Origin of the sequence: Pelomonas aquatica (assembly GCF_026712205.1) — a bacterium.
Lineage (GTDB): Bacteria > Pseudomonadota > Gammaproteobacteria > Burkholderiales > Burkholderiaceae_C > Pelomonas > Pelomonas aquatica.
Window position 1 is genome coordinate 32,205 of the sequence record NZ_JAPPUW010000016.1, and the last position, 17,705, is coordinate 49,909.

At 72.3% G+C, this 17,705-nt stretch carries 17 protein-coding genes; 9 read left to right on the forward strand and 8 right to left on the reverse strand.

The annotated features are described in order from the left end of the window. From NYP07_RS16960 to NYP07_RS16975, 4 genes are all read right to left on the reverse strand, one after another. Positions 1-1,569 (reverse strand): DUF1800 domain-containing protein, encoded by a 1,569-nt coding sequence (locus NYP07_RS16960; protein ID WP_268152515.1) that lies wholly within the window; start codon positions 1,567-1,569, stop codon positions 1-3. A gap of 297 nt (positions 1,570-1,866) precedes the next feature. After that, the gene (locus NYP07_RS16965; RefSeq protein WP_268152517.1) at positions 1,867-2,259 is read right to left on the reverse strand and encodes a response regulator; all 393 of its coding nucleotides are present in this window, start codon (positions 2,257-2,259) and stop codon (positions 1,867-1,869) included. A 171-nt stretch (positions 2,260-2,430) separates the two neighbouring features. Continuing rightward, entirely contained in the window at positions 2,431-3,144 is a 714-nt protein-coding gene (locus NYP07_RS16970; protein WP_268152519.1) for an Hpt domain-containing protein, read from the reverse strand. An 8-nt stretch (positions 3,145-3,152) separates the two neighbouring features. Next, positions 3,153-3,743 (reverse strand): response regulator, encoded by a 591-nt coding sequence (locus tag NYP07_RS16975; RefSeq protein WP_268152521.1) that lies wholly within the window; start codon positions 3,741-3,743, stop codon positions 3,153-3,155. Positions 3,744-3,862: 119 nt separating this feature from the next. Here NYP07_RS16975 and NYP07_RS16980 point away from each other — a divergent pair, with 119 nt between their 5' ends. The 4 genes from NYP07_RS16980 to NYP07_RS16995 all read left to right on the forward strand — a co-directional run bounded on the left by NYP07_RS16980 (position 3,863) and on the right by NYP07_RS16995 (position 8,509). Continuing rightward, entirely contained in the window at positions 3,863-4,693 is an 831-nt protein-coding gene (locus NYP07_RS16980) for an HD-GYP domain-containing protein (protein ID WP_268152523.1), read from the forward strand. After that, on the forward strand, positions 4,690-5,478 hold the full coding sequence (locus tag NYP07_RS16985; RefSeq protein WP_268152525.1) for an ABC transporter substrate-binding protein: 789 nt from the start codon (positions 4,690-4,692) through the stop codon (positions 5,476-5,478). The genes NYP07_RS16980 and NYP07_RS16985 overlap by 4 nt, the downstream gene beginning before the upstream one ends. Continuing rightward, the gene (locus tag NYP07_RS16990; protein WP_268152527.1) at positions 5,478-7,979 is read left to right on the forward strand and encodes an ATP-binding protein; all 2,502 of its coding nucleotides are present in this window, start codon (positions 5,478-5,480) and stop codon (positions 7,977-7,979) included. Before NYP07_RS16985 ends, NYP07_RS16990 begins: the two co-directional genes overlap by 1 nt. Before the next feature lie 158 nt (positions 7,980-8,137). Next, positions 8,138-8,509 (forward strand): response regulator transcription factor, encoded by a 372-nt coding sequence (locus NYP07_RS16995; protein WP_268152529.1) that lies wholly within the window; start codon positions 8,138-8,140, stop codon positions 8,507-8,509. Between the two features lie 22 nt (positions 8,510-8,531). Here the strand turns inward: NYP07_RS16995 and NYP07_RS17000 are convergent, their stop codons facing one another. From NYP07_RS17000 to NYP07_RS17010, 3 genes are read right to left on the reverse strand one after another with little or no spacing between them, the layout of a single operon-like run. Continuing rightward, the gene (locus NYP07_RS17000) at positions 8,532-10,073 is read right to left on the reverse strand and encodes a tryptophan halogenase family protein (RefSeq protein WP_268152531.1); all 1,542 of its coding nucleotides are present in this window, start codon (positions 10,071-10,073) and stop codon (positions 8,532-8,534) included. Next, positions 10,070-10,570, reverse strand: a complete 501-nt coding sequence (locus NYP07_RS17005; protein ID WP_268152533.1) for a PIN domain-containing protein — start codon at positions 10,568-10,570, stop codon at positions 10,070-10,072. Before NYP07_RS17005 ends, NYP07_RS17000 begins: the two co-directional genes overlap by 4 nt. Before the next feature lie 8 nt (positions 10,571-10,578). Further along, positions 10,579-10,830 (reverse strand): type II toxin-antitoxin system Phd/YefM family antitoxin, encoded by a 252-nt coding sequence (locus NYP07_RS17010; RefSeq protein ID WP_268152535.1) that lies wholly within the window; start codon positions 10,828-10,830, stop codon positions 10,579-10,581. Between the two features lie 216 nt (positions 10,831-11,046). Between NYP07_RS17010 and NYP07_RS17015 the strand changes: the two genes are divergently transcribed. The 3 genes from NYP07_RS17015 to NYP07_RS17025 all read left to right on the forward strand — a co-directional run bounded on the left by NYP07_RS17015 (position 11,047) and on the right by NYP07_RS17025 (position 14,602). Further along, positions 11,047-12,411, forward strand: a complete 1,365-nt coding sequence (locus NYP07_RS17015) for a cation:proton antiporter (RefSeq protein ID WP_268152537.1) — start codon at positions 11,047-11,049, stop codon at positions 12,409-12,411. A 203-nt stretch (positions 12,412-12,614) separates the two neighbouring features. Continuing rightward, positions 12,615-13,292, forward strand: a complete 678-nt coding sequence (locus tag NYP07_RS17020) for a response regulator (protein ID WP_268152539.1) — start codon at positions 12,615-12,617, stop codon at positions 13,290-13,292. Continuing rightward, positions 13,289-14,602 carry an ATP-binding protein gene (locus NYP07_RS17025; RefSeq protein ID WP_268152541.1) on the forward strand — a complete coding sequence of 438 codons (1,314 nt, stop codon included), beginning with the start codon at positions 13,289-13,291 and terminating at the stop codon, positions 14,600-14,602. Before NYP07_RS17020 ends, NYP07_RS17025 begins: the two co-directional genes overlap by 4 nt. 25 nt (positions 14,603-14,627) lie before the next feature. On the opposite strand, the gene NYP07_RS17030 is transcribed toward NYP07_RS17025, so the two are convergent. Then, the gene (locus NYP07_RS17030; protein ID WP_268152543.1) at positions 14,628-15,119 is read right to left on the reverse strand and encodes an MOSC domain-containing protein; all 492 of its coding nucleotides are present in this window, start codon (positions 15,117-15,119) and stop codon (positions 14,628-14,630) included. A 79-nt stretch (positions 15,120-15,198) separates the two neighbouring features. Between NYP07_RS17030 and NYP07_RS17035 the strand changes: the two genes are divergently transcribed. Further along, entirely contained in the window at positions 15,199-15,894 is a 696-nt protein-coding gene (locus tag NYP07_RS17035; RefSeq protein WP_268152545.1) for a hypothetical protein, read from the forward strand. Positions 15,895-16,113: 219 nt separating this feature from the next. Beyond that, entirely contained in the window at positions 16,114-17,655 is a 1,542-nt protein-coding gene (locus NYP07_RS17040) for a Do family serine endopeptidase (RefSeq protein ID WP_268152547.1), read from the forward strand. Positions 17,656-17,705 lie beyond the last annotated feature (50 nt).

Genomic DNA, 17,705 nt, shown 5'->3' on the forward strand with positions numbered 1-17,705 from the left:
CTACCGTTTCATGAAGTCGGGGCTGGCCAGAAGCAGGGCCACCTGCTGGCCGACGGGCTCGGTGGCCAGCGTGCGGCGCGTGGGTTCGCTCAGCGAGGCACCCAGCGTCGTGCCGAGCTGGCCAGCGCTGACGCCGCTGCGCCGGCCCAGCGTCGTCGCGAGCTGCACGCGCTGCGTCAGCGCCTCGGGGTTGCGCCAGGCGGCGGCGGTGTTCTTGTAGCCGTCGGGCGTCTGCGCGCCGTACAGCGGCTGGCCGGCCTGGGCCAGCGCGGCCAGCAGCGGCTGCGGTTGATCCAGCGGCAGGTCGAGCGCCCGCAGGCTGGACACGAGGTATTGGTAGGGCGTCTTGAACTTGGCCTGGTAGGCCTCGCGGCTCCAGAACTCGTCGGACTGGAGCAGCGTGCGCGTCAGCTCGCGCAGGTCGCCGCCGCTGGCCTTGAAGTTGCCGGCCAGACGCGCCACCAGGGCCTGCGGCGGCTCGTCCGCGACGAAGGCCTGGGCGAACTGCCAGGCCAGGTGGCGGGCCGTGGCCGGATGGGCGGCCAGCACGTCCAGCGCATGCTCGCCCTCGGCCTGGCCGGCACCGCGGACGGTCTCGCCGAGCCAGGTCTTGTCGCCGGCGTCGTGCTTGTGCGGGTCGAAGGCGAACAGGTCGCCCTGAGCCCCATTCGCATCGACCAGGGCCTTGCGCGAGTCCAGGCCCCAGCCGGTCAGCATGCGCGCGAGCTCGGTCACGTCGCGCTGCGTGTAGCCGCCGTCCACGCCCAGCGTGTGCAGCTCCATCAGCTCGCGGGCGTAGTTCTCGTTCAGACCGGTGGGCACGCGGGCCTTGAGCTCGGGCCGCCCGGCCAGGAGGTGGCGCGCGCGCTGCGGCGGCCGGTAGCCGGCGACGACGCTCTGCGCGTTGTCGAGGTAGGTCAGCATCGCCGGGTGGCGGGCCGTGGCGCCCAGCATGTCGCGGAAGCGCCCCAGCACGAAGGGGCGGATGGCGCGCTGCTCGTAGTCGGCCACGAGCACGCTGACGGAGCCCTTGCCGGCGAACACATTGAAGTGGTTGAACCAGAACTCGACCAGCGCCTCTTCGAGCTGGGCCGGGCTCTGCAGCGCGCGCGCCAGCCGCGCGGTGGCGGCCTCGGCAACGAGGGGGCGCACCTGTTCGCGCACCGCGTTCAGCGCATCGGCGTCGGGCTTCATGCCCCGGGCCTGCTCGCGCCTGGCCTCGCGGGCGGACTTGAGCGCGTCGCGGTAGCGGCCGAGGAGTTCGGCCTGGCCGAGCCCGAGCAGCTGCATGCCGCCCAGTCGTTGCGTCAGCGCCTCGGGCTGCGGCAGGCGGCGCGGCTCCAGCTGCTCGGCCAGGAAGCGCTCCAGCCAGGGGCCGGCGCCCTGCGCGGCGATGGCGGCGGCATCCTGCGGGCGCGGGCCGTAGCCCAGGCGGTTCAGCGCATGCAGCGCGCGCTCGTCGGCGCTCAGCGGCGCGCCCGCCGGCGCGGCGGCGTGGGCACGCCGGGCCAGCATCATGGCCCCGGCGAGCGCGGCGCCCGTGCCGAGCACGAAGCGGCGGTTCATCATCGGCGGTCTCCGGTGTCCTGGGCCGGAGGATCGCGCCCCTCACGCAAGGCCGTGTGGCCGACGCGCAAAGATTTGTGTCACCCTAGATCCGGCAGTTGGGCAAGCCCGAGGGCCTGGCGAGGCGGCCGGCTGGCAAGGCGCGCCGACGAAGTGGGCTGCTGCCCACGAGGAGAAGCAACGCGGCCAGCGGGCCGAAGCGCCAGGCCAGCGGGCTTGCAGCGCTGCTCACCGAAGTGGTGAACGCCGCGCCAGCACCAAGGTCTTGACCCGCCGAAGCTTTCGATGAGTAGCAAGCGGTCAACTGCCGGGTCTGGGGTCATGGCCGAGCCAGTGCGCCAGGCTGCGCAGCGTCGCGGCGACGTCCAGCGGCTTGGTCCAGCAGCCGTCGAAGCCGCCCGCGCGGGCGAGCCGGGTCGCCACGTCCTCGGACTCGGCCGTCACGAGCAGGGCCGGCACGCCGCTGGCCAGGCCGGCGACACGCAGCTCGGCCAGCAGCGCGTCGCCGGCAACGTCGGGCAGGCGCAGGTCGCACAGCAGCAGGTCCACATCGGCCGCGGCGACGGCGCTGCGCGCCTCGGCACCGTTGCGCGCGACGCGCAGCCGGCAGCCCGCGCCCAGGTCGAGGATGCCCTGCATCAGCATCACGTTGAGCGGGTCGTCCTCGACGTAGAGCACGGTCTTCGGGCTCATGCAAAAGCTCCCGGGCATCGGGCGGGCAAACGGTGGCGGCTCGGGCAGGACATGGCGGCAGGCACGGTGGCGATTGCGAAGATTATCAAATTTATTGATAAACACGCCTATCCGATCCGGCCCCGGAATGGGTGGATGCCGGACCGGAACTGCCAAATATTGCAGACCGCTTCAACTTCGAAGCGCCGCCAGCCCCTCGGCCAGGGCCGGCCAGCCGGCCGGCGGCGGCGCGCCCGGCACCCAGGCCGCGGCGGCGTCCTCCAGCGCGCGGGCCTGGGCCGACAGCGCCGGCTGGCCGATCAGCTCCAGCACGGCCTTCAGGCCGTGGGCCAGGCGGCGCAGGGCGGCCACGTCGGCGCCCGCCAGCGCAGCGTCGCCCTGGGCGATATCGTCGGCAAAGCGCTCGATGCAGCCGGCGCGGAAGCTGTCGAAGAGTGCCCTGTCGCCGCCGAAATGCTGCTGCACCGCGTCGACGGCCGGCACCGGTTGCCAGGCGGCGGGCCGCAGCAGGCCGGCCACGACGTCGAGCAGCTCCAGCAGCGGCACGGGCTTGCGCAGCGTGCGCGCGACGCCGCCCGCGAGCAGCGCCCGCCGCCGTTCCTCGTGCAGGCCGGCGCTGAAGATGAGCCAGGGCGGCGCGGCAGGGGCCAGCGCATGGCCCTCGGCCAGCAGCTCCTCGGCCGAGCCGTCGGGCAGCATCAGGTCGCTGACGACGAGCTGCCAGCCGCCGCCGGCCAGCGCGGCGCGGGCGCCGGCCAGGTCGGGCACGAGGTGCAGCTCGACGGCCGGCGCGGCCGGGTCGTGACGGGGCAGCTCCTCCAGCGCGAGCTCGACGAAGCGGGCGATCGAGGGGTTGTCCTCGATCAGCAGCAGCCGCGCGGCCATCGCGGTGCTCAGGCGGGGCTGGCGGCGCCGGCCGCCGCCCGCGCCAGCAGGGCCGGCAGCTCGGCCACCAGGGCCGTCTTGTGCACGACGGGCACGCCCTCCAGTGCGAAGGCATAGGGCGCGCGCTGCGCCGCGTCGAGGGCCGTGACGACGATGAGCCGGCTGCGCGCGAACTGCGGGTGCGAGCGCAGGCTGGTGATCAGCGCGGCGCCGTCGATGCCGGGCAGCAGGATGTCGATGAGCAGCACGTCGGGTTCGAGCCGGCCGGCCATCGCGAGGCCGGCGATGCCGTCGGCGGCGACGTGCAGCTCGGCCCCCGGCAGCTCGCGCCTGACGACGAGGCTGATGAGGTTCTGGAAATGCACCGAGTCCTCGATCAGCAGCAGCGTCAGCGGGCGGCTCGCGGCGACCGCGGCGGGCGGCGCGGCGCCGCCGGCGTTCGCGGCCAGCCAGGCGTCGAGGGAGCTGAGCAGGATGCGGCGGTGGCCGCCGGGCGTCTTCCAGGCCTGCAGCTCGCCGCGGTCGACCATCAGCTGGACCGAGCGGACGGCCATGCCCAGGCGCCCCGCCGCCTCGGTCGTCGAGCAGGTTTCCGGCATTGATGCAGTGCGATTCACGCGCGACATTTTGCCGAATTCATCAGCCCTTACCGGAGAGACCTTTATTTGATAAAAATGATTTTTATTTGATAATCCATCCACCACGCAGGAGAGCCGCCATGCCCATCGCCGTCACCGCCAGGCCCCCGAGCGAGCAGCTCGCCTTCGAATCCAGCGCCTCCGCGCAGATGGAGCGCCTGCTCTCCGACCTCGGCCGCATGTACCGCGAGCGCAATGTCGCGCTGCAGGCGCTGGAGAGCGCCCACCACGAGGCGCTGATCCGGCTGGCCGTCGCCGCCGAGCTGCGCGACGACGACACCGGCGCCCACATCCTGCGCCTGGGCTATCTGGCCGAGGCGCTGGCGCGGCTGCTGGGCGTGCCCGCCGAGCGCGCGCAGACGCTGCGCCTGGCCGCGCCCATGCACGACATCGGCAAGATCGGCATCCCCGACCAGGTGCTGAAGAAACCCGGCCAGCTGACCGCCGAGGAGCGTGCGCTGATGCAGACCCACCCGCGCCTGGGCGCCGAGATCCTGGGCAGTTCGCGGATTCCGCTGTTCGCGCTGGCCGCCGAGGTGGCCCTGCACCATCACGAGCGCTGGGACGGCACGGGCTACCCGCGCGGGCTGGCCGGCGAGGACATCCCGCTGTCGGGGCGTATCGTCGCGGTCGTGGACTACTTCGACGCGCTGACGATGGACCGCTGCTACCGCCCGGCTTTCGCGGACGACCGCGCGCTGGCGATGCTGGCCGACCTGTCGGGCAGCGCCTTCGACCCGGCCGTCGTCGCCACCTTCCTGGCGCATGCGTCGGAGCTGATCCAGTTGCGCGAATGGGTCAACGCCACCCAGCCCGGCTTCGGCGAGATGGGCCTGCGGCCACTGCCAGCCCAGGCCCACCCGCCCGGGGCGACCGACCTGCTGCGCGCGCCCGCGCAGGCCTGGTCATGAAGCGCCTGGCGCTGGGCGCCTGCGCGGCGCTGCTGCTGGCCGGGCCGGCCGCGGCCGCGCCCCCGGTCGCGCAGCGCGTGCGCGACAGCGGCGAGCTGCGCGTGTGCATCTGGCCCGACTACTACGGCATCTCGCTGCGCGACCCGCGCACCGGCCAGCTCGCCGGCATCGACATCGACCTGTCCGCCGCGTTCGCGGCCGACCTGAAGGCCAGGCCGCGCTACGTCGACTCGTCGTTCGCGACGCTGGTCGACGACCTGCTGCAGGAGCGCTGCGACGTCGCGATGTTCGCCGTCGGCATGACGGCGCAGCGCCAGCAGGCGCTGCGCTTCAGCCGCCCCTATCTGCAGAGCGACATCTATGCGGTGACGACGCGCAGCAGCCGCGTCGTGCAGCGCTGGGAAGACCTCGACAAGCCCGGCGTGCGCGTCGCCGTGCAGGCCGGCACCTTCATGGAGCCGGTCATGGCCGCCGCGCTGAAGCAGGCGACGATGGTCGTCGTGCGCCCGCCCGACACGCGGGAGCGCGAGCTGGAGGCCGGCCGCGTCGACGCCTTCATGACCGACTACCCCTACAGCCGCCGCCTGCTCGACAACGCCGACTGGGCCCGCCTCGTCGCGCCGCCCCGGCCCTTCTCGGTGCTGCCCTATGCCTATGCCGTCAAGCCCGGCGACGCGGCCTGGCTGGCCACCGTCGACGACTTCGTCGTGCGCATCCAGCGCGACGGCCGGCTGCTGGACGCGGCCAGGCGGCACGGCCTGACCGCCATCGTGCGGACCCACTGATGCCGCACCGCAGCCGCTGGCGCCCGAGCAACATCACGGCCGGTGCCGGGGTGCTGCTCGCCGCGCTGCTGCTGGCCGGCACCGGCTACGGCCTGTGGCGCGACCGCCGCGACCTGCATGCCGAGGCCGCCGACCGCCAGGCCCTGCTCGCCCGCGTGCTCGAGGACCACGCCAGCCGCAGCCTCGACGCGGCGCAGATCGCCCTCGCCGGCCTGGCCGACGTGGCCGCGCGCGGCGGCCCGCCCGAGGTGCTGCAGGCCCTGCTCGGCCAGACCCAGGCCAGCCTGGGCTTCCTGCGCGGCGTCGCGCTGCTGGACGGCGGCGGCCATGTGCTCGCCGCGGCGGACCCGGCCGACCGCGGCGTGCAGATCCCGCCGGCGGCGCTGGGGCCCTGGCCGGCGCCGGGGCGCGACGCGGTCGGCGGCTTCGTCGCCGGGCGCAGCCTCGCGACGCTCAGCCGCCGCGCGGCCCCCGCGGCCGTGCCGCCCGGCATCGGCTTCATCCCGGTGACGCGGGCGCTGCAGCTGCCCGACGGCCGCACGCTGCTGCTCGCGGCCCTGCTCAACCCCGATGCGCTGGCCAACTTCCAGCAGCTGACGCTCAACGACGAGCACAGCGCCGCCGGCCTGGTGGCGCTGGACGGCCAGCTGCTCGCGGCGACGGACCGCGCCGGCCACCTCGCCGGCGCGCGCCTGCCGGCGCTGCTCGGCGCCGGCGCGCCGCTGGCGCGGCTGCAGCGCGGCGACGAGCACGGCCGCTGGGACGGCCCGGGCCTGCGGCCGGCGCCCCAGCTGGGCACGTTCCGCGCGCTGCGCGCCCGGCCGCTCGTCGTGCTCGTGGAGCTGCCGCTGGCCGAGCTGCAGCGCCAGTGGCTGGCCGACATGCGCGACACCGGCCTGCCGGCCCTGGCCCTGGCGGCCGCCCTGCTCGTGCTGTCCAACGTCGGCGCGGCGGCGCTGCGCGGGCGCGAGCGCTCGATGCTGGAACTGGACCGCGCGCAGCGCCAGGCCGCCGACCGCGAACGCGAGCTCAGCGCCATCTTCGGCAGCGTGCAGGACCTGCTCTTCCGCACCGACGCCGCCGGCCGCGTCACCTTCATCAACGAGCGCTACACCCAGCTCAGCGGGCTGGCCGTCTCGCACGCCCTCGGCCGGCCGCTGCAGGGCTTCTTCGGCGGCGCCCGGGCCGTGGCCGCGCTGTTCGAGCAGGCGCCCGGCCCCGGCGACCAGCTGCCGCGCCATGCGCGCGCGGACTGGATCACGCCCGGCGGCGAGGCGCGCAGCTTCGAGATCACGCTGGTGCCGCTGCCGCGCCGGGGTGCGCTCGAATGGGTGGGCAGCGCCACCGACGTGAGCGGCCTGATGCGCGCCCAGTCGGAGCTGCGCGCCCAGCTCGGCCTCGCGCGCTCGCTGCTGGCCAGCAGCCCGCTGCCGATGTCGGTGCTGGACCGCCACGGCCGCTACCTCGACGTCAACCGCGCCTGGGAGCAGTTCACCGGCCGCCGCCGCGCCGACGTGCTGGGGCGCCCCGCCGCCGGCTATCTGCGCTCCGAGGAGGCCCGCGTGCACGACGCGCACGACGCCGAGCTGCTGGAACGCGGCGGCGAGATGAACTACGAGACCGTCTGGACCAGCGACGAGGGCCGGCGCCGCGACATCTACATCAGCAAGTCCACCTTCCCCGGCACCGACGGCCGGCCGATGGGCATCGTCGTGTGCTTCATGGACATCAGCGAGTTCCGCGAGGCCGAGCGGGCGACCCGCGCCGCCCGCGACGCGGCGCTCGAGACCTCGCAGGCCAAGTCCGAATTCATCGCCAACGTCAGCCACGAGCTGCGCACGCCGCTGCAGTCCATCCTCGGCTTCTCCGAGCTCGGCGAGCTGCGCGCCCGCCAGGAGCCGCGCCTGGCCGGCATGTTCGCCGACGTGCACCGCGCCGGCCAGCGCATGCTGGCGCTGGTGAACGACCTGCTCGACCTGAGCAAGATCGAGCAGACCCGCGAGCCGCTGAATCTGCAGCGCCACGACCTGCGCCCCCTCGTGAACGAGGTCGCCGCCGAGCTGCAGCCGCTGCTGCAGGGCCGCCGCATCGAGCTGGCCTGCGCGCTGTGCCGCGAGCCGCTGGTGGCCATGGTCGACGCGCCGCGCTTCCAGCAGGTGGTGCGCAATGGGCTGGCCAACGCGATCAAGTTCTCGCCCGAGGGCGCTCGCATCGAGGTCGAGGGCCGCCACGCGCCGGACGGCCAGGTGCTGATCGACATCGCCGACCGCGGCCCCGGCATCCCGGCGGCCGAGCTGGAGAGCGTGTTCGAGGCCTTCGTGCAGTCCAGCGCCACCAAGGACGGCTCGGGCGGCACGGGCCTGGGCCTGGCCATCTGCCGCCGCATCATGCAGGCCCACGACGGCCGCATCCGGGCCGCCAACCGCGACGGCGGCGGCACCCTGCTGCACCTGAGCCTGCCCGGCGCCCGCTTCGGCGACACCTCGCCGGCCACGCTGTGACGCCCGCCCGGCGTCGCCGTGACGCATCTCACGGGCGATAAATTCGATTGTTGCTATCATTTTTATCAAATGAAGCCGGCCGACCGGCCGCGCGCCCTCGTCGAATCCCGGAGCGCAGCGCCGCCGGACCGCCCCCTGCCATCCCTGAGGAGCCCCTCATGAAGCGCGTTCTCATCGTCGAAGACCAGGCCGACATCCGCAAGCTCATCCGCATGACGCTGGAGTTCGAGGCCTATGAAATCCACGAGGCCACGGACGGCACAGCCGGGCTGACGCTGGCGCAGGCGCTGCGGCCCGACCTGATGCTGCTGGACGTGATGATGCCCGGCGCGCTCGATGGCCTGCAGGTCTGCCAGCGCATCAAGTCCGACCCCGGGCTGGCCCGCATCAGGATCGTGCTGCTGACCGCCCGCGGCCAGGCGCGCGACCGCCAGGCTGGAGCCCAGGCCGGCGCCGACGACTACCTCGTCAAGCCCTTCAGCCCGCTGCAGCTCATCGACACGATCGAGCGCCTGACCGAGACGGCCTGAACCCCGAGGCAGGGCTGCAAGCCTAACGCAGCGGCGCGCCGGTGAGCTGCTGGATCAAGGCCCGGTGGCTGGGCAGGTCGACGACGGCGCGGTCGGCGAAGCGCTGGATCTTGGCGAACAGCCGGTCCGCGGCCTCCACCTGCGTGAAGTCGTCGCGGCCCGCGCCCAGGTCCGTGCGGAAGCCCATGCCGTAGAGGATGTACTGGTAGTTGAAGAAGGCGAAGGTCTCGGTGTCGAGCGCGAAGTCGAAGCGGCCCGGCGGGCGCAGCCGCCACTGCGCCAGCAGCTCGGCCAGGCGCCCGGGGATGGTGGCCGGGTCGGCGTTGTCGCGCCAGAACGGCTCCTGCCGGCCGCTCAAGGCGTAGTGCAGCTTCAGGAAGCCGATGATGTTCTCGAAGCGCGCCGCCATCAGCTCGTTGAAGCGCCGGGCCGGCGCCTCCATCGGGCCGCTGTGCGGCAGCATCTCGGCGATCATGCCGACGGCGGCCTCGATGAGGACGAGGCCGGTCGACTCCAGCGGTTCCAGGAAGCCGGCCGACAGCCCGACCGCGACGCAGTTCTTCACCCATTGGTGCTCGCGGTAGCCGGGCGCGAAGGGGATGCTGCGCATCGCGATCTCGCCCGCCGCCGCGCCGGCATGGCGGCGCAGGATCGCGGCCGCGGCGTCTTCGCCAAGGTGGTCGCTCGAATAGACGCAGCCCAGGCCGCGCGAGCCGTTCAGGCCGATGTCCCAGGTCCAGCCCGCCTCGTGGGCGGTGGCGATGGTGCAGCTCTCGAACGCCGCGTCGTCGGGTTCGCCGGGCAGCTTGCAGGCCAGCGCACGGTCGGCGAACAGGATGCCGCGCGCCGACCTGAACCGGGCGCCCAGCGCACCGCCGATGAGCTCGGCGCGGAAACCGGTGCAGTCGATGTAGAGGTCGGCCTGCAGCCGCCCCAGCTCGGGCGTGTCGACATGGGCGATGGCGCCCGCATCGTCCAGGCCCGCCTGGGTGACGGTGCCCTGCAGATGGCGCACGCCGAGCTGGCGGGCGTGCGCGGCCAGCAGCCGCGCGAGCTTCAGCGCGTCGAAGTGGTAGGCGTAGTTCAGCGGCGCCGTGTAGGGCGCCTCGTGGGCGCGCTTGGGCGCCCTTCGCGCGTCGGCCACGCGCTGCTGGATGGTCAGCGCCTGCGCGAAGGGCAGGCGCGCGGCCTCGTCCTGCAGCAGCCAGTAGGGCACGAGGTTGAGCCCTTCGGCATAGAACGGCGCCTCGAAGGGATGGAAGAAGTGCCGGGACTCGCCCGCCGCCGGCGTGCGCGCCCAGTCGACGAAGCGGATGCCCTGCTTCAGCGTCGCCGAGGTCTCGCGGATGAAGCGCGCCTCGTCGATGCCGAGGAACTGCAGCGTCGTGCGTATCGTCGGGAAGGTGCCCTCGCCGACGCCGATGACGCCGATGTCGGGCGACTCCAGCACCGTCACCTCGAGATGGCTGCGCTCGGCCAGGCGCAGGGCCTTGGCCAGATAGGCGGCCGTCAGCCAGCCGGCCGTGCCGCCGCCGACGATGAGGATGCGACGCTTGGGGGTCATGCTCTGGTGTACAGATTCTTCAGCCACTGGTGGCCGGTCTGGGTGCCATGGCTCCAGTCCTCGTCCTCGTCGGCGGCTTGCTGGGCGATGCTGCCCGAGGGGTTGAGCAGCTTCACGCGCCCGGCCCGGAAGGCCGAGACCCGGTGCGTGACGAAGGTGAGGCCGTGCTCCAGCGCCGTGGCGGCCAGCAGGCCGTCGCGCGTGTTGGCATAGGGCAGCTGGGCGCGGCGGCGCACGATGGCGGCGTCCACCGGCAGCACGCGGCCCTCGAAGGCCGGCAGCAGGCGGTTGTCGATCCAGTCGCGCACGGCCAGGCCGGCGGCGCGGTCCTTGCGGCCCAGGCGCGCCGCGGCGTTCTCGATCTCCAGCAGGTTGAGCGCCGAGATGAAGAGCTTCTGGCGCGCGATGCCGGCCGCCCAGGCCGCCAGGCCGGGGTCGGCGCCGCCGGCCTTGGCCCGGCGCAGTTCAAGCACGATGCCGGTGTCCAGCAGGAACATCGCCGCGCTCAGCCGAGGTTCTCGCGGTGGTCCCAGGCGCCCTCGGCCGAGGCGTCCGCCGCCTCCAGCGCGACCGCCTCGGGCATGGCCAGCAGCTCCAGCACGCTGTCGCCCTCGCCGCTCAGGCGGCGGTAGTCGGCAATGCTCATCAGCACATGGGTGGGCTGGCCGCGGTCGGTGATCAGCACCGGCTCGGCCTGCGCGGCCCGCTTGGCCTGGCTGACGTCACGGTTGAACTCGCGGCTGCTGAGGAGCTTCATCGTGCCGAGAAATGTACCTACCTACCTGCATGTCTGCAATCGGGAAGTAGGTATGTCGGTTCAGGGCTGTGCGCCCCGATGGACAGCGCGAGGCCGGCTGGCACAGTGCACTGCGGCGGATCGGCGTTCGGGCCGACCCGCCGGAGACAACGCTGTCGACAACCGCATGACGCCGGCGGGTGCCCGGCACGCCACGAACAGAACACAGGAAGCCCCATGGACTTCGACCTCCTCGCCATCCTGGGCGACGTCTTCGCCAAGCACGGCCCGGCCGTCCAGGCCGTCGCCAAGACCTTCTCGCCGGGCGATTTCAGCGTCCACTTCTTCCTGCAGCTGGCCATCATCATGCTGGCCTGCCGCATCGTCGGCTGGGCGGGCCGCCGCTTCCTCGGCCAGCCCCAGGTCGTCGGCGAGATGATCGCGGGCGTCATCCTCGGCCCCTCGCTGCTGGGCCTGTTCTTCCCCGGGCTGCAGGCCACCGTCTTCCCCAAGGAGATGCGCAGCGTGCTCTACGCCGGCGCCCAGCTCGGCGTGGGCCTCTACATGTTCCTGGTCGGCACGACGCTGCGCCTGGATCACTTCGCCACGAAGGCCAGGAGCGCGATGGGCGTCTCCTTCGCCGGCATCGCGGCGCCCTTCTTCATCGCCCTCCTCATCACGCCGCTGCTGCTGGGCGTGCCGGGCCTGTTCGCCGAGGGCATCTCCACGGCCAATGCGACGCTCTTCATGGGCGCCTGCATCGCGCTGACGGCCTTCCCCATGCTGGCCCGCATCATCAACGAGCGCGGCCTGGCCAACACCGCCCTGGGCACGCTGACGCTGACGGCCGGCGCCTTCGACGACGCCGCCTCGTGGTGCGTGCTGGCCCTGGTGCTGGCGGCCTTCGGCGCGGGCTCGGGCGTGGCCGTGCTGGCCATCGGCGGCGGCATCGTCTGGGCCGCCTTCGTGCTGCTGCTGGGTCGCCGCCTGCTGGCGCCGCTGGGCCGCATCGTGGAGCGCGACGGCGAGATGAGCCACACCGTGCTGGGCATCACGCTGATCTGCTTCTGCGTCTCGGCCTTCGTGATGGACGCCGTCGGCATCCACTCCATCTTCGGCGGCTTCATCCTCGGCGTCGCGATGCCGCGCGGCCTGTTCGTCACCGAGCTGAAGAAGAAGGTCGAGCCCGTCGCGGTCATCCTGCTGCTGCCGATGTTCTTCACCTACTCGGGCCTGAACACGCGCCTGGACATGATCAATTCCGCCGGGCTGCTGCTGATCGCCGCGGGCGTGCTGGCGGCCTCGGTGCTGGCCAAGTTCGGCGCCTGCTACCTGGCCGCGCGCATGTCGGGCGAGGACAACCGCACGGCCCTGGGCATCGGCGCGCTGATGAACTCGCGCGGCCTGATGGAGCTCATCATCATCAACATCGGCCTGCAGAAAGGCATCATCGGCCCGGCGCTGTTCTCCATGCTGGTGCTGATGGCCGTCATCACCACGATGATGGCCAGCCCGCTGTTCGAGATCCTCTACGGCCGCCAGGCACGCGAACGCGGCGAGCTGGAGGCCGTCACCGGCGGGGCGACCGGCAGCACCGTTTGAGATGAAACCCAAAGGCAACCACAGAGGCACGGAGTCACAGAGGAAATACAGAGAAGGCATTGCTCTGTGGCTCTGTGCCTCTGTGGTTGCATTTCTGCATTCGTTTCATGCGTCGCGGGTGCCGCGAACGCGAAATGCATAGTTGAGGCCGGTTTGCCATCGAGGCGGCGCCCAAGCCGGCGCCGCTGCCAGAATCCCCGCCGATGCGCCTCCTCCTCGTCGAAGACGACCCCATGATCGGCGAGAGCCTGCGCGAGGCGCTGCGCCGCCAGGGCTTCGCGGCCGACTGGGTGCGCGACGGCCTCGCGGCCGACGGCGTGCTGGCCAGCGGCGAGCACTTCGACGCCGTGCTGCTGGACCTCGGCCTGCCCAGGCGCAGCGGCGTGGACGTGCTGCGCACGCTGCGCGCCCGCGGCGACGCCACCCCCGTCATCGTGCTGACCGCGCGCGACGCCCTCGCCGACAAGGTCGCCGGCCTGGACGCCGGCGCCGACGACTACCTCGTCAAGCCCTTCGAGCTGGACGAGCTGCTCGCGCGGCTGCGCGCCGTCACGCGCCGCCACGGCGGGCGCGCCGACACCGCGCTGCAGGTGGCCGACCTGCGCCTGGACCCGGCCACCCGCGAGGTCACGCGCGCCGGCCGGCCCATCCTGCTGTCGGCCCGCGAGTTCGCGCTGCTGGAGGCGCTGCTGGAGCGCCCCGGCGCCATCGTGTCGCGCGCCCAGCTCGAAGACCGCCTCTACGGCTGGGGCGAGGAGCTGGAGAGCAACGCCATCAGCGTCTACATGCACCAGCTGCGCAAGAAGCTCGGCGCCGACCTGCTGCATACCGTCCGCGGCCTGGGCTACTACGCCGGCCCCGAAAAGGGCGGTGCCGCATGAAGCTGCTGAACACGCTGCGCGGCCGGCTGTTCGCGCTGCTCGCCGCCCTCGGCACGGTGACCGCGCTGGCCGTCGGCGGCGCCACCTATGTCAGCGTGCGCGCCGAGGCCGACGAGCTGTTCGACTACCAGCTGCGCCAGACCGCGCTGTCCCTGCGCGACCAGGGCCGCGTCGCGCGCGACGAGGCCGCCGCGCTGGCCGATCCCAACTTCGACTACGTCGTGCAGATCTGGTCGCTGCAGGGCCTGGAGCTGTATTCCAGCCGGCCCCAGGGCATGACCGAGCCGCTGCCCGCGCGCGCCGTGCTGGGCTACTCCAACCTGCACCTGAGCGGCCAGGACTGGCGCGTGTTCGGCGCGGCCACGCCGCTGCGCGTCGTGCAGGTGGCCCAGCCGCTGGCCGTGCGCCAGCGCCTGGCGGCCGTCGCCGCGCTGCGCAGCATCGTGCCCGTGGCCATCGCGCTGCCCTTCGTCGCCGCGCTGGTGTGGTGGCTGATCGGCGTGTCGCTGGCGCCGCTGTCGCGCGTGGCCAGCGCCGCCGGCACGCGCCACGCGAACGCGCTGGACGCCCTGCCCACCGCCGGCCTGCCCGGCGAGGTCGCGCCGCTGGTGGACGCCTTCAACGGCCTGCTCGCGCGCCTGGCCACGGCCTTCGACACGCAGCGCAGCTTCGTCGCCGACGCCGCCCACGAACTGCGCACACCGCTGACCGCGCTGAAGCTGCAGCTCGGCCTGCTGCGCGACTCGGCCCCCGGCCCCGAGCAGGACGACGCCATCGCCCGGCTGCGCGGTGGCATCGACCGCGCGGTGCGCCTCGTCGAGCAGCTGCTCGCGCTGGCCCGCGCCGAACCCGGCGCCGCCGCGCCGACCCAGGCGCTGGACCTCGCCGACATCGCCCGCCAGGCCGTGGCCGACGTGCAGCCGCTGGCCGACCGGGCCGGCGTCGCGCTGACGCTCGACGCGCCCGAGCCGCTGCCGCTGGAGGGCGACCCGCAGGCGCTGCGCAGCGCGCTGCGCAACCTCATCGACAACGCCGTGAAGTACGGCGCCCGCAGCGTGCAGGTCGCGGCGCTGCGCGCGGCCGGCGCGCCGCTGCTGCGCGTGGACGACGACGGCCCCGGCATCCCGCTCGAAGCGCGCGAACGCGTGTTCGATCGCTTCCAGCGCGGCGAAGGTACAAGTGCCGAAGGCAGCGGCCTGGGCCTGGCCATCGTGCAGGCGGCGGCCAGGCAGCAGGGGGCGGGCGTCAGGCTGGACACCTCGCCGCTGGGGGGACTGAGGGCGGAGATCCGCTGGGCGGCTGGCGCCTAGGCCGAACTGCGCGGCCCGCCGGTGCTCAGACCGGTTGCACCACATCGCCCACCCGCAGCAGGCCGCCCTCCAGGATGCGCGCCGTCATGCCGCCGTGGCCCCGCATCGCGGCATAGCCGCCGGGGCCGATGACCTCCTCCATGCGCGAGCAGGGCGCGCAAGGCCCGACGATCTGCAGCAGCGCCTCGCCGACGCGCAGCTGCGCGTTTTTCAGCGACAGCAGGTTGATGCCCGACACCACCAGGTTGCGCCGCAGCCCGACCGGGTCGATGGGCCCGCTGCGCGCGAACGCCGCGATCAGCGGCAGATGCTCCTGCTGGATCAGCGTGACCTGCCGCGTCGACAGCTCCGCCTCGCCTCGCAGCCCCAACCGGTCATCCGCCAGGCCGATGCCGGCCAGGGCATGCGTCTGCTCTATGCGGCGTGCCAGCTCCCGCGGTGAACCGCGGACGATGATGGCTTCGAGCCGGCCCTGGATATGCGCGGGCGGGGTGTTGAGGTCGCGGATGGTTTTCATGGGCGAGACGCTGGCGCAGGGAGCTTGCGGTACCCAAGGTACTGCGAAACTTTCGTTCATTCGTTAGTGCCCCCACATCATGAGCCACCCACTCCGAGTCTCGTTGCATGTTTCCGGCCGTTCAAAGCCGTATAGCCACATGTACTTCAGCATGTGCGCAAAGGCGCTTGTGCAATACCAAAAGCTCAGCGATGCGCTGCCAAAGTTTCATGACCTCGATCCTCACTACCGCGAATTGAGCGACGCGGTCGAGGAGGCTGCCGTCCTTCCGGTTGTGTTCGCTGGAATGTGTCTTGAAGCCACGCTGTTCGATCTTGCCGCATGCCTTTTCGGTGAGGCATTTGCCGAGAGCATTGAACGCCTTGACCCCCTTGGCAAGTTTGTCGTGCTGGCCCAAAGCGTTGATCGAAAGTCGCCCTCAAAGTCCGGCGCCACCTATCAGTCCCTTCAAGCTCTCGTCACAGCACGAAACAGGCTTGTCCACTACAAGTCGCAGTCCATGATTGACGAAGAGAACCTCGGCAAGGTAATAGACCGAGCTTCAAAGCTCCACAAGCAGCTTTTGTCGGGCATTGATGCCTCGTTCAGAGCGCTCGTTTTGCTTTCCATTCACTTCGACGGCAACATATTCGAGGAGCTACGAATTCTTCCGTCCTTCAAGAAGCCGGAATACTGGGAGTCACTTATTCCCAAAGAGCTTCACGCCGAGGTGCGTCGTTGCATTGAGGTCGCTGCCCATGCACGCAAGAGGCCCTCTTCCGGCCCGGCGTCCTAGTCACTCCGTCAAGGGGATCGATTACGCGCGACCGCCCCTTACGTCAGACATTGAACGACTACTTCAACGCACCGAAATTGGCGGTGCCTAGGACTGCTTCGGATCGTCAGCACCCCGTCCTAACTTTCACCTCACCTTCCCCTCACCCAGCCCTCACCCGCCCTTCCTAGAGTGCTCCCCATCGGCTGCGTCGCAGCCTCAAGCCGCAAGGAGCCCTCGATGACCCAGACCACCAAATTCGCGCTGACCGCCACCGCGGCGGCCCTGCTTGGCGCGGGCATGACGCTGACCACCGCCGCCTCCGGCTGGACGCTGCCGGCCTGGCTGCAGAACAAGTCCCCCGTCGCTGCGCCGCTGGCCGGCGACGCCACGCCGGGCAGCAGCAGCGCCAACACCACGGTGGCCGCCGCGGCCGTGCCGGCACCGGTTGCCGCCACCCTGCCGCCCGCCCAGTTGCCCAACTACCGCGCCATCGTGCAGACCCAGGGCCAGGCCGTCGTCGGCATCACGGTGGCCGGCCTGCACAAGGCGGACGGCCCCGCCATCGCCGACGGCCAGGGCATGGACGAGGACCCCTTCTTCCGCTTCTTCCGCGGCATCCCGGGGCTGCGCATGCCCCAGCAGATGAACCCCGGCGCCCAGCCCTTCCGCGGCCAGGGCTCGGGCTTCATCATCAGCGCCGACGGCCTGATCCTGACCAATGCCCATGTCGTGCGCGACGCCAAGCAGGTCACCGTCAAGCTCAGCGACCGCCGCGAGTTCTCGGCCCAGGTGCTGGGCAGCGACCCGGCCACCGACATCGCCGTGCTGCGCGTGGACGCCAAGGGCCTGCCCACCGTGCAGCTGGGCGACGCGCGCCAGGTGCAGGTGGGCGACTACGTGCTGGCCATCGGCGCGCCCTATGGCTTCGAGCAGACGGCCACGCAGGGCATCGTCAGCGCCAAGGGCCGCTCGCTGCCGGGCGAGAGCGTCGTGCCCTTCATCCAGACCGACGCGGCGGTGAACCCCGGCAACTCCGGCGGCCCGCTGTTCGACGCGGCCGGCCGCGTCGTCGGCGTCAACGCGCAGATCTACTCGCAGAGCGGCGGCTTCCAGGGCCTGGCCTTCTCCATCCCGATGGACGTGGCCCTGAAGGTGAAGGACCAGATCCTCGCCCACGGCAAGGTGGAGCATGCGCGCCTGGGCGTCACGCTGCAGGACCTGTCGGCGCCGCTGGCCGCGTCCTTCGGCCTGGGCTCGCCCAATGGCGCCCTGGTGTCCAGCGTCGTGCCCGACAGCGCCGCGGCCAAGGCCGGCCTGAAGGCGGGCGACGTCATCACCGCCATCGACGGCGAGGCCGTGCATGTGGCGGGCGACGTGTCCAGCCGCGTGGGCCTGGCCCGCCCGGGCGACAAGATCAAGCTCGACATCTGGCGCGACAAGGCCGGCCGCAGCGAGACCGTGTCGCTGGGCCGCGCCGAGCGCGACGCGCAGGAGGCCAATGCGGCGCCGCAGGGCGCCTCGCTGGGCCTGGCGATGCGGCCGCTGGAGCGCGCCGAGCTGAACCAGGCCGGCCTGGACCACGGCCTGCTGATCGAGCGCGTGGCCGGCCCGGCCCAGCTGGCCGGCGTGCAGCCCGGCGACGTGCTGCTGGCGCTGAACGGCCGGCCGGTGCAGAACGTCGAGCAGGTGCGCGAGGTGCTGAAGGCCAGGCCGGCCCAGGTGGCCCTGCTCGTGGCCCGCGACGGCCAGCAGATCTTCGTGCCAGTGCGGCTCGGCTGATCGCGGCAAACCCTCTTCCTCCGCGGATCGATCTGCGGAGAATGGGCCGG

Bases quoted from the DNA above. Each gene is read 5' to 3' on its own strand.
- NYP07_RS17010 (WP_268152535.1), bottom strand. From the start codon at position 10,830: ATGAAGCTCCTCAGCAGCCGCGAGTTCAACCGTGACGTCAGCCAGGCC.
- NYP07_RS17000 (WP_268152531.1), bottom strand. From the start codon at position 10,073: ATGACCCCCAAGCGTCGCATCCTCATCGTCGGCGGCGGCACGGCCGGC.
- NYP07_RS17035 (WP_268152545.1), top strand. From the start codon at position 15,199: ATGAGCCACCCACTCCGAGTCTCGTTGCATGTTTCCGGCCGTTCAAAG.
- NYP07_RS17040 (WP_268152547.1), top strand. From the start codon at position 16,114: ATGACCCAGACCACCAAATTCGCGCTGACCGCCACCGCGGCGGCCCTG.
- NYP07_RS17015 (WP_268152537.1), top strand. From the start codon at position 11,047: ATGGACTTCGACCTCCTCGCCATCCTGGGCGACGTCTTCGCCAAGCAC.
- NYP07_RS16965 (WP_268152517.1), bottom strand. From the start codon at position 2,259: ATGAGCCCGAAGACCGTGCTCTACGTCGAGGACGACCCGCTCAACGTG.
- NYP07_RS16980 (WP_268152523.1), top strand. From the start codon at position 3,863: ATGCCCATCGCCGTCACCGCCAGGCCCCCGAGCGAGCAGCTCGCCTTC.
- NYP07_RS17005 (WP_268152533.1), bottom strand. From the start codon at position 10,570: ATGTTCCTGCTGGACACCGGCATCGTGCTTGAACTGCGCCGGGCCAAG.
- NYP07_RS16960 (WP_268152515.1), bottom strand. From the start codon at position 1,569: ATGATGAACCGCCGCTTCGTGCTCGGCACGGGCGCCGCGCTCGCCGGG.
- NYP07_RS16970 (WP_268152519.1), bottom strand. From the start codon at position 3,144: ATGGCCGCGCGGCTGCTGCTGATCGAGGACAACCCCTCGATCGCCCGC.
- NYP07_RS17030 (WP_268152543.1), bottom strand. From the start codon at position 15,119: ATGAAAACCATCCGCGACCTCAACACCCCGCCCGCGCATATCCAGGGC.
- NYP07_RS16975 (WP_268152521.1), bottom strand. From the start codon at position 3,743: ATGCCGGAAACCTGCTCGACGACCGAGGCGGCGGGGCGCCTGGGCATG.
- NYP07_RS16985 (WP_268152525.1), top strand. From the start codon at position 4,690: ATGAAGCGCCTGGCGCTGGGCGCCTGCGCGGCGCTGCTGCTGGCCGGG.
- NYP07_RS16990 (WP_268152527.1), top strand. From the start codon at position 5,478: ATGCCGCACCGCAGCCGCTGGCGCCCGAGCAACATCACGGCCGGTGCC.
- NYP07_RS17020 (WP_268152539.1), top strand. From the start codon at position 12,615: ATGCGCCTCCTCCTCGTCGAAGACGACCCCATGATCGGCGAGAGCCTG.
- NYP07_RS16995 (WP_268152529.1), top strand. From the start codon at position 8,138: ATGAAGCGCGTTCTCATCGTCGAAGACCAGGCCGACATCCGCAAGCTC.
- NYP07_RS17025 (WP_268152541.1), top strand. From the start codon at position 13,289: ATGAAGCTGCTGAACACGCTGCGCGGCCGGCTGTTCGCGCTGCTCGCC.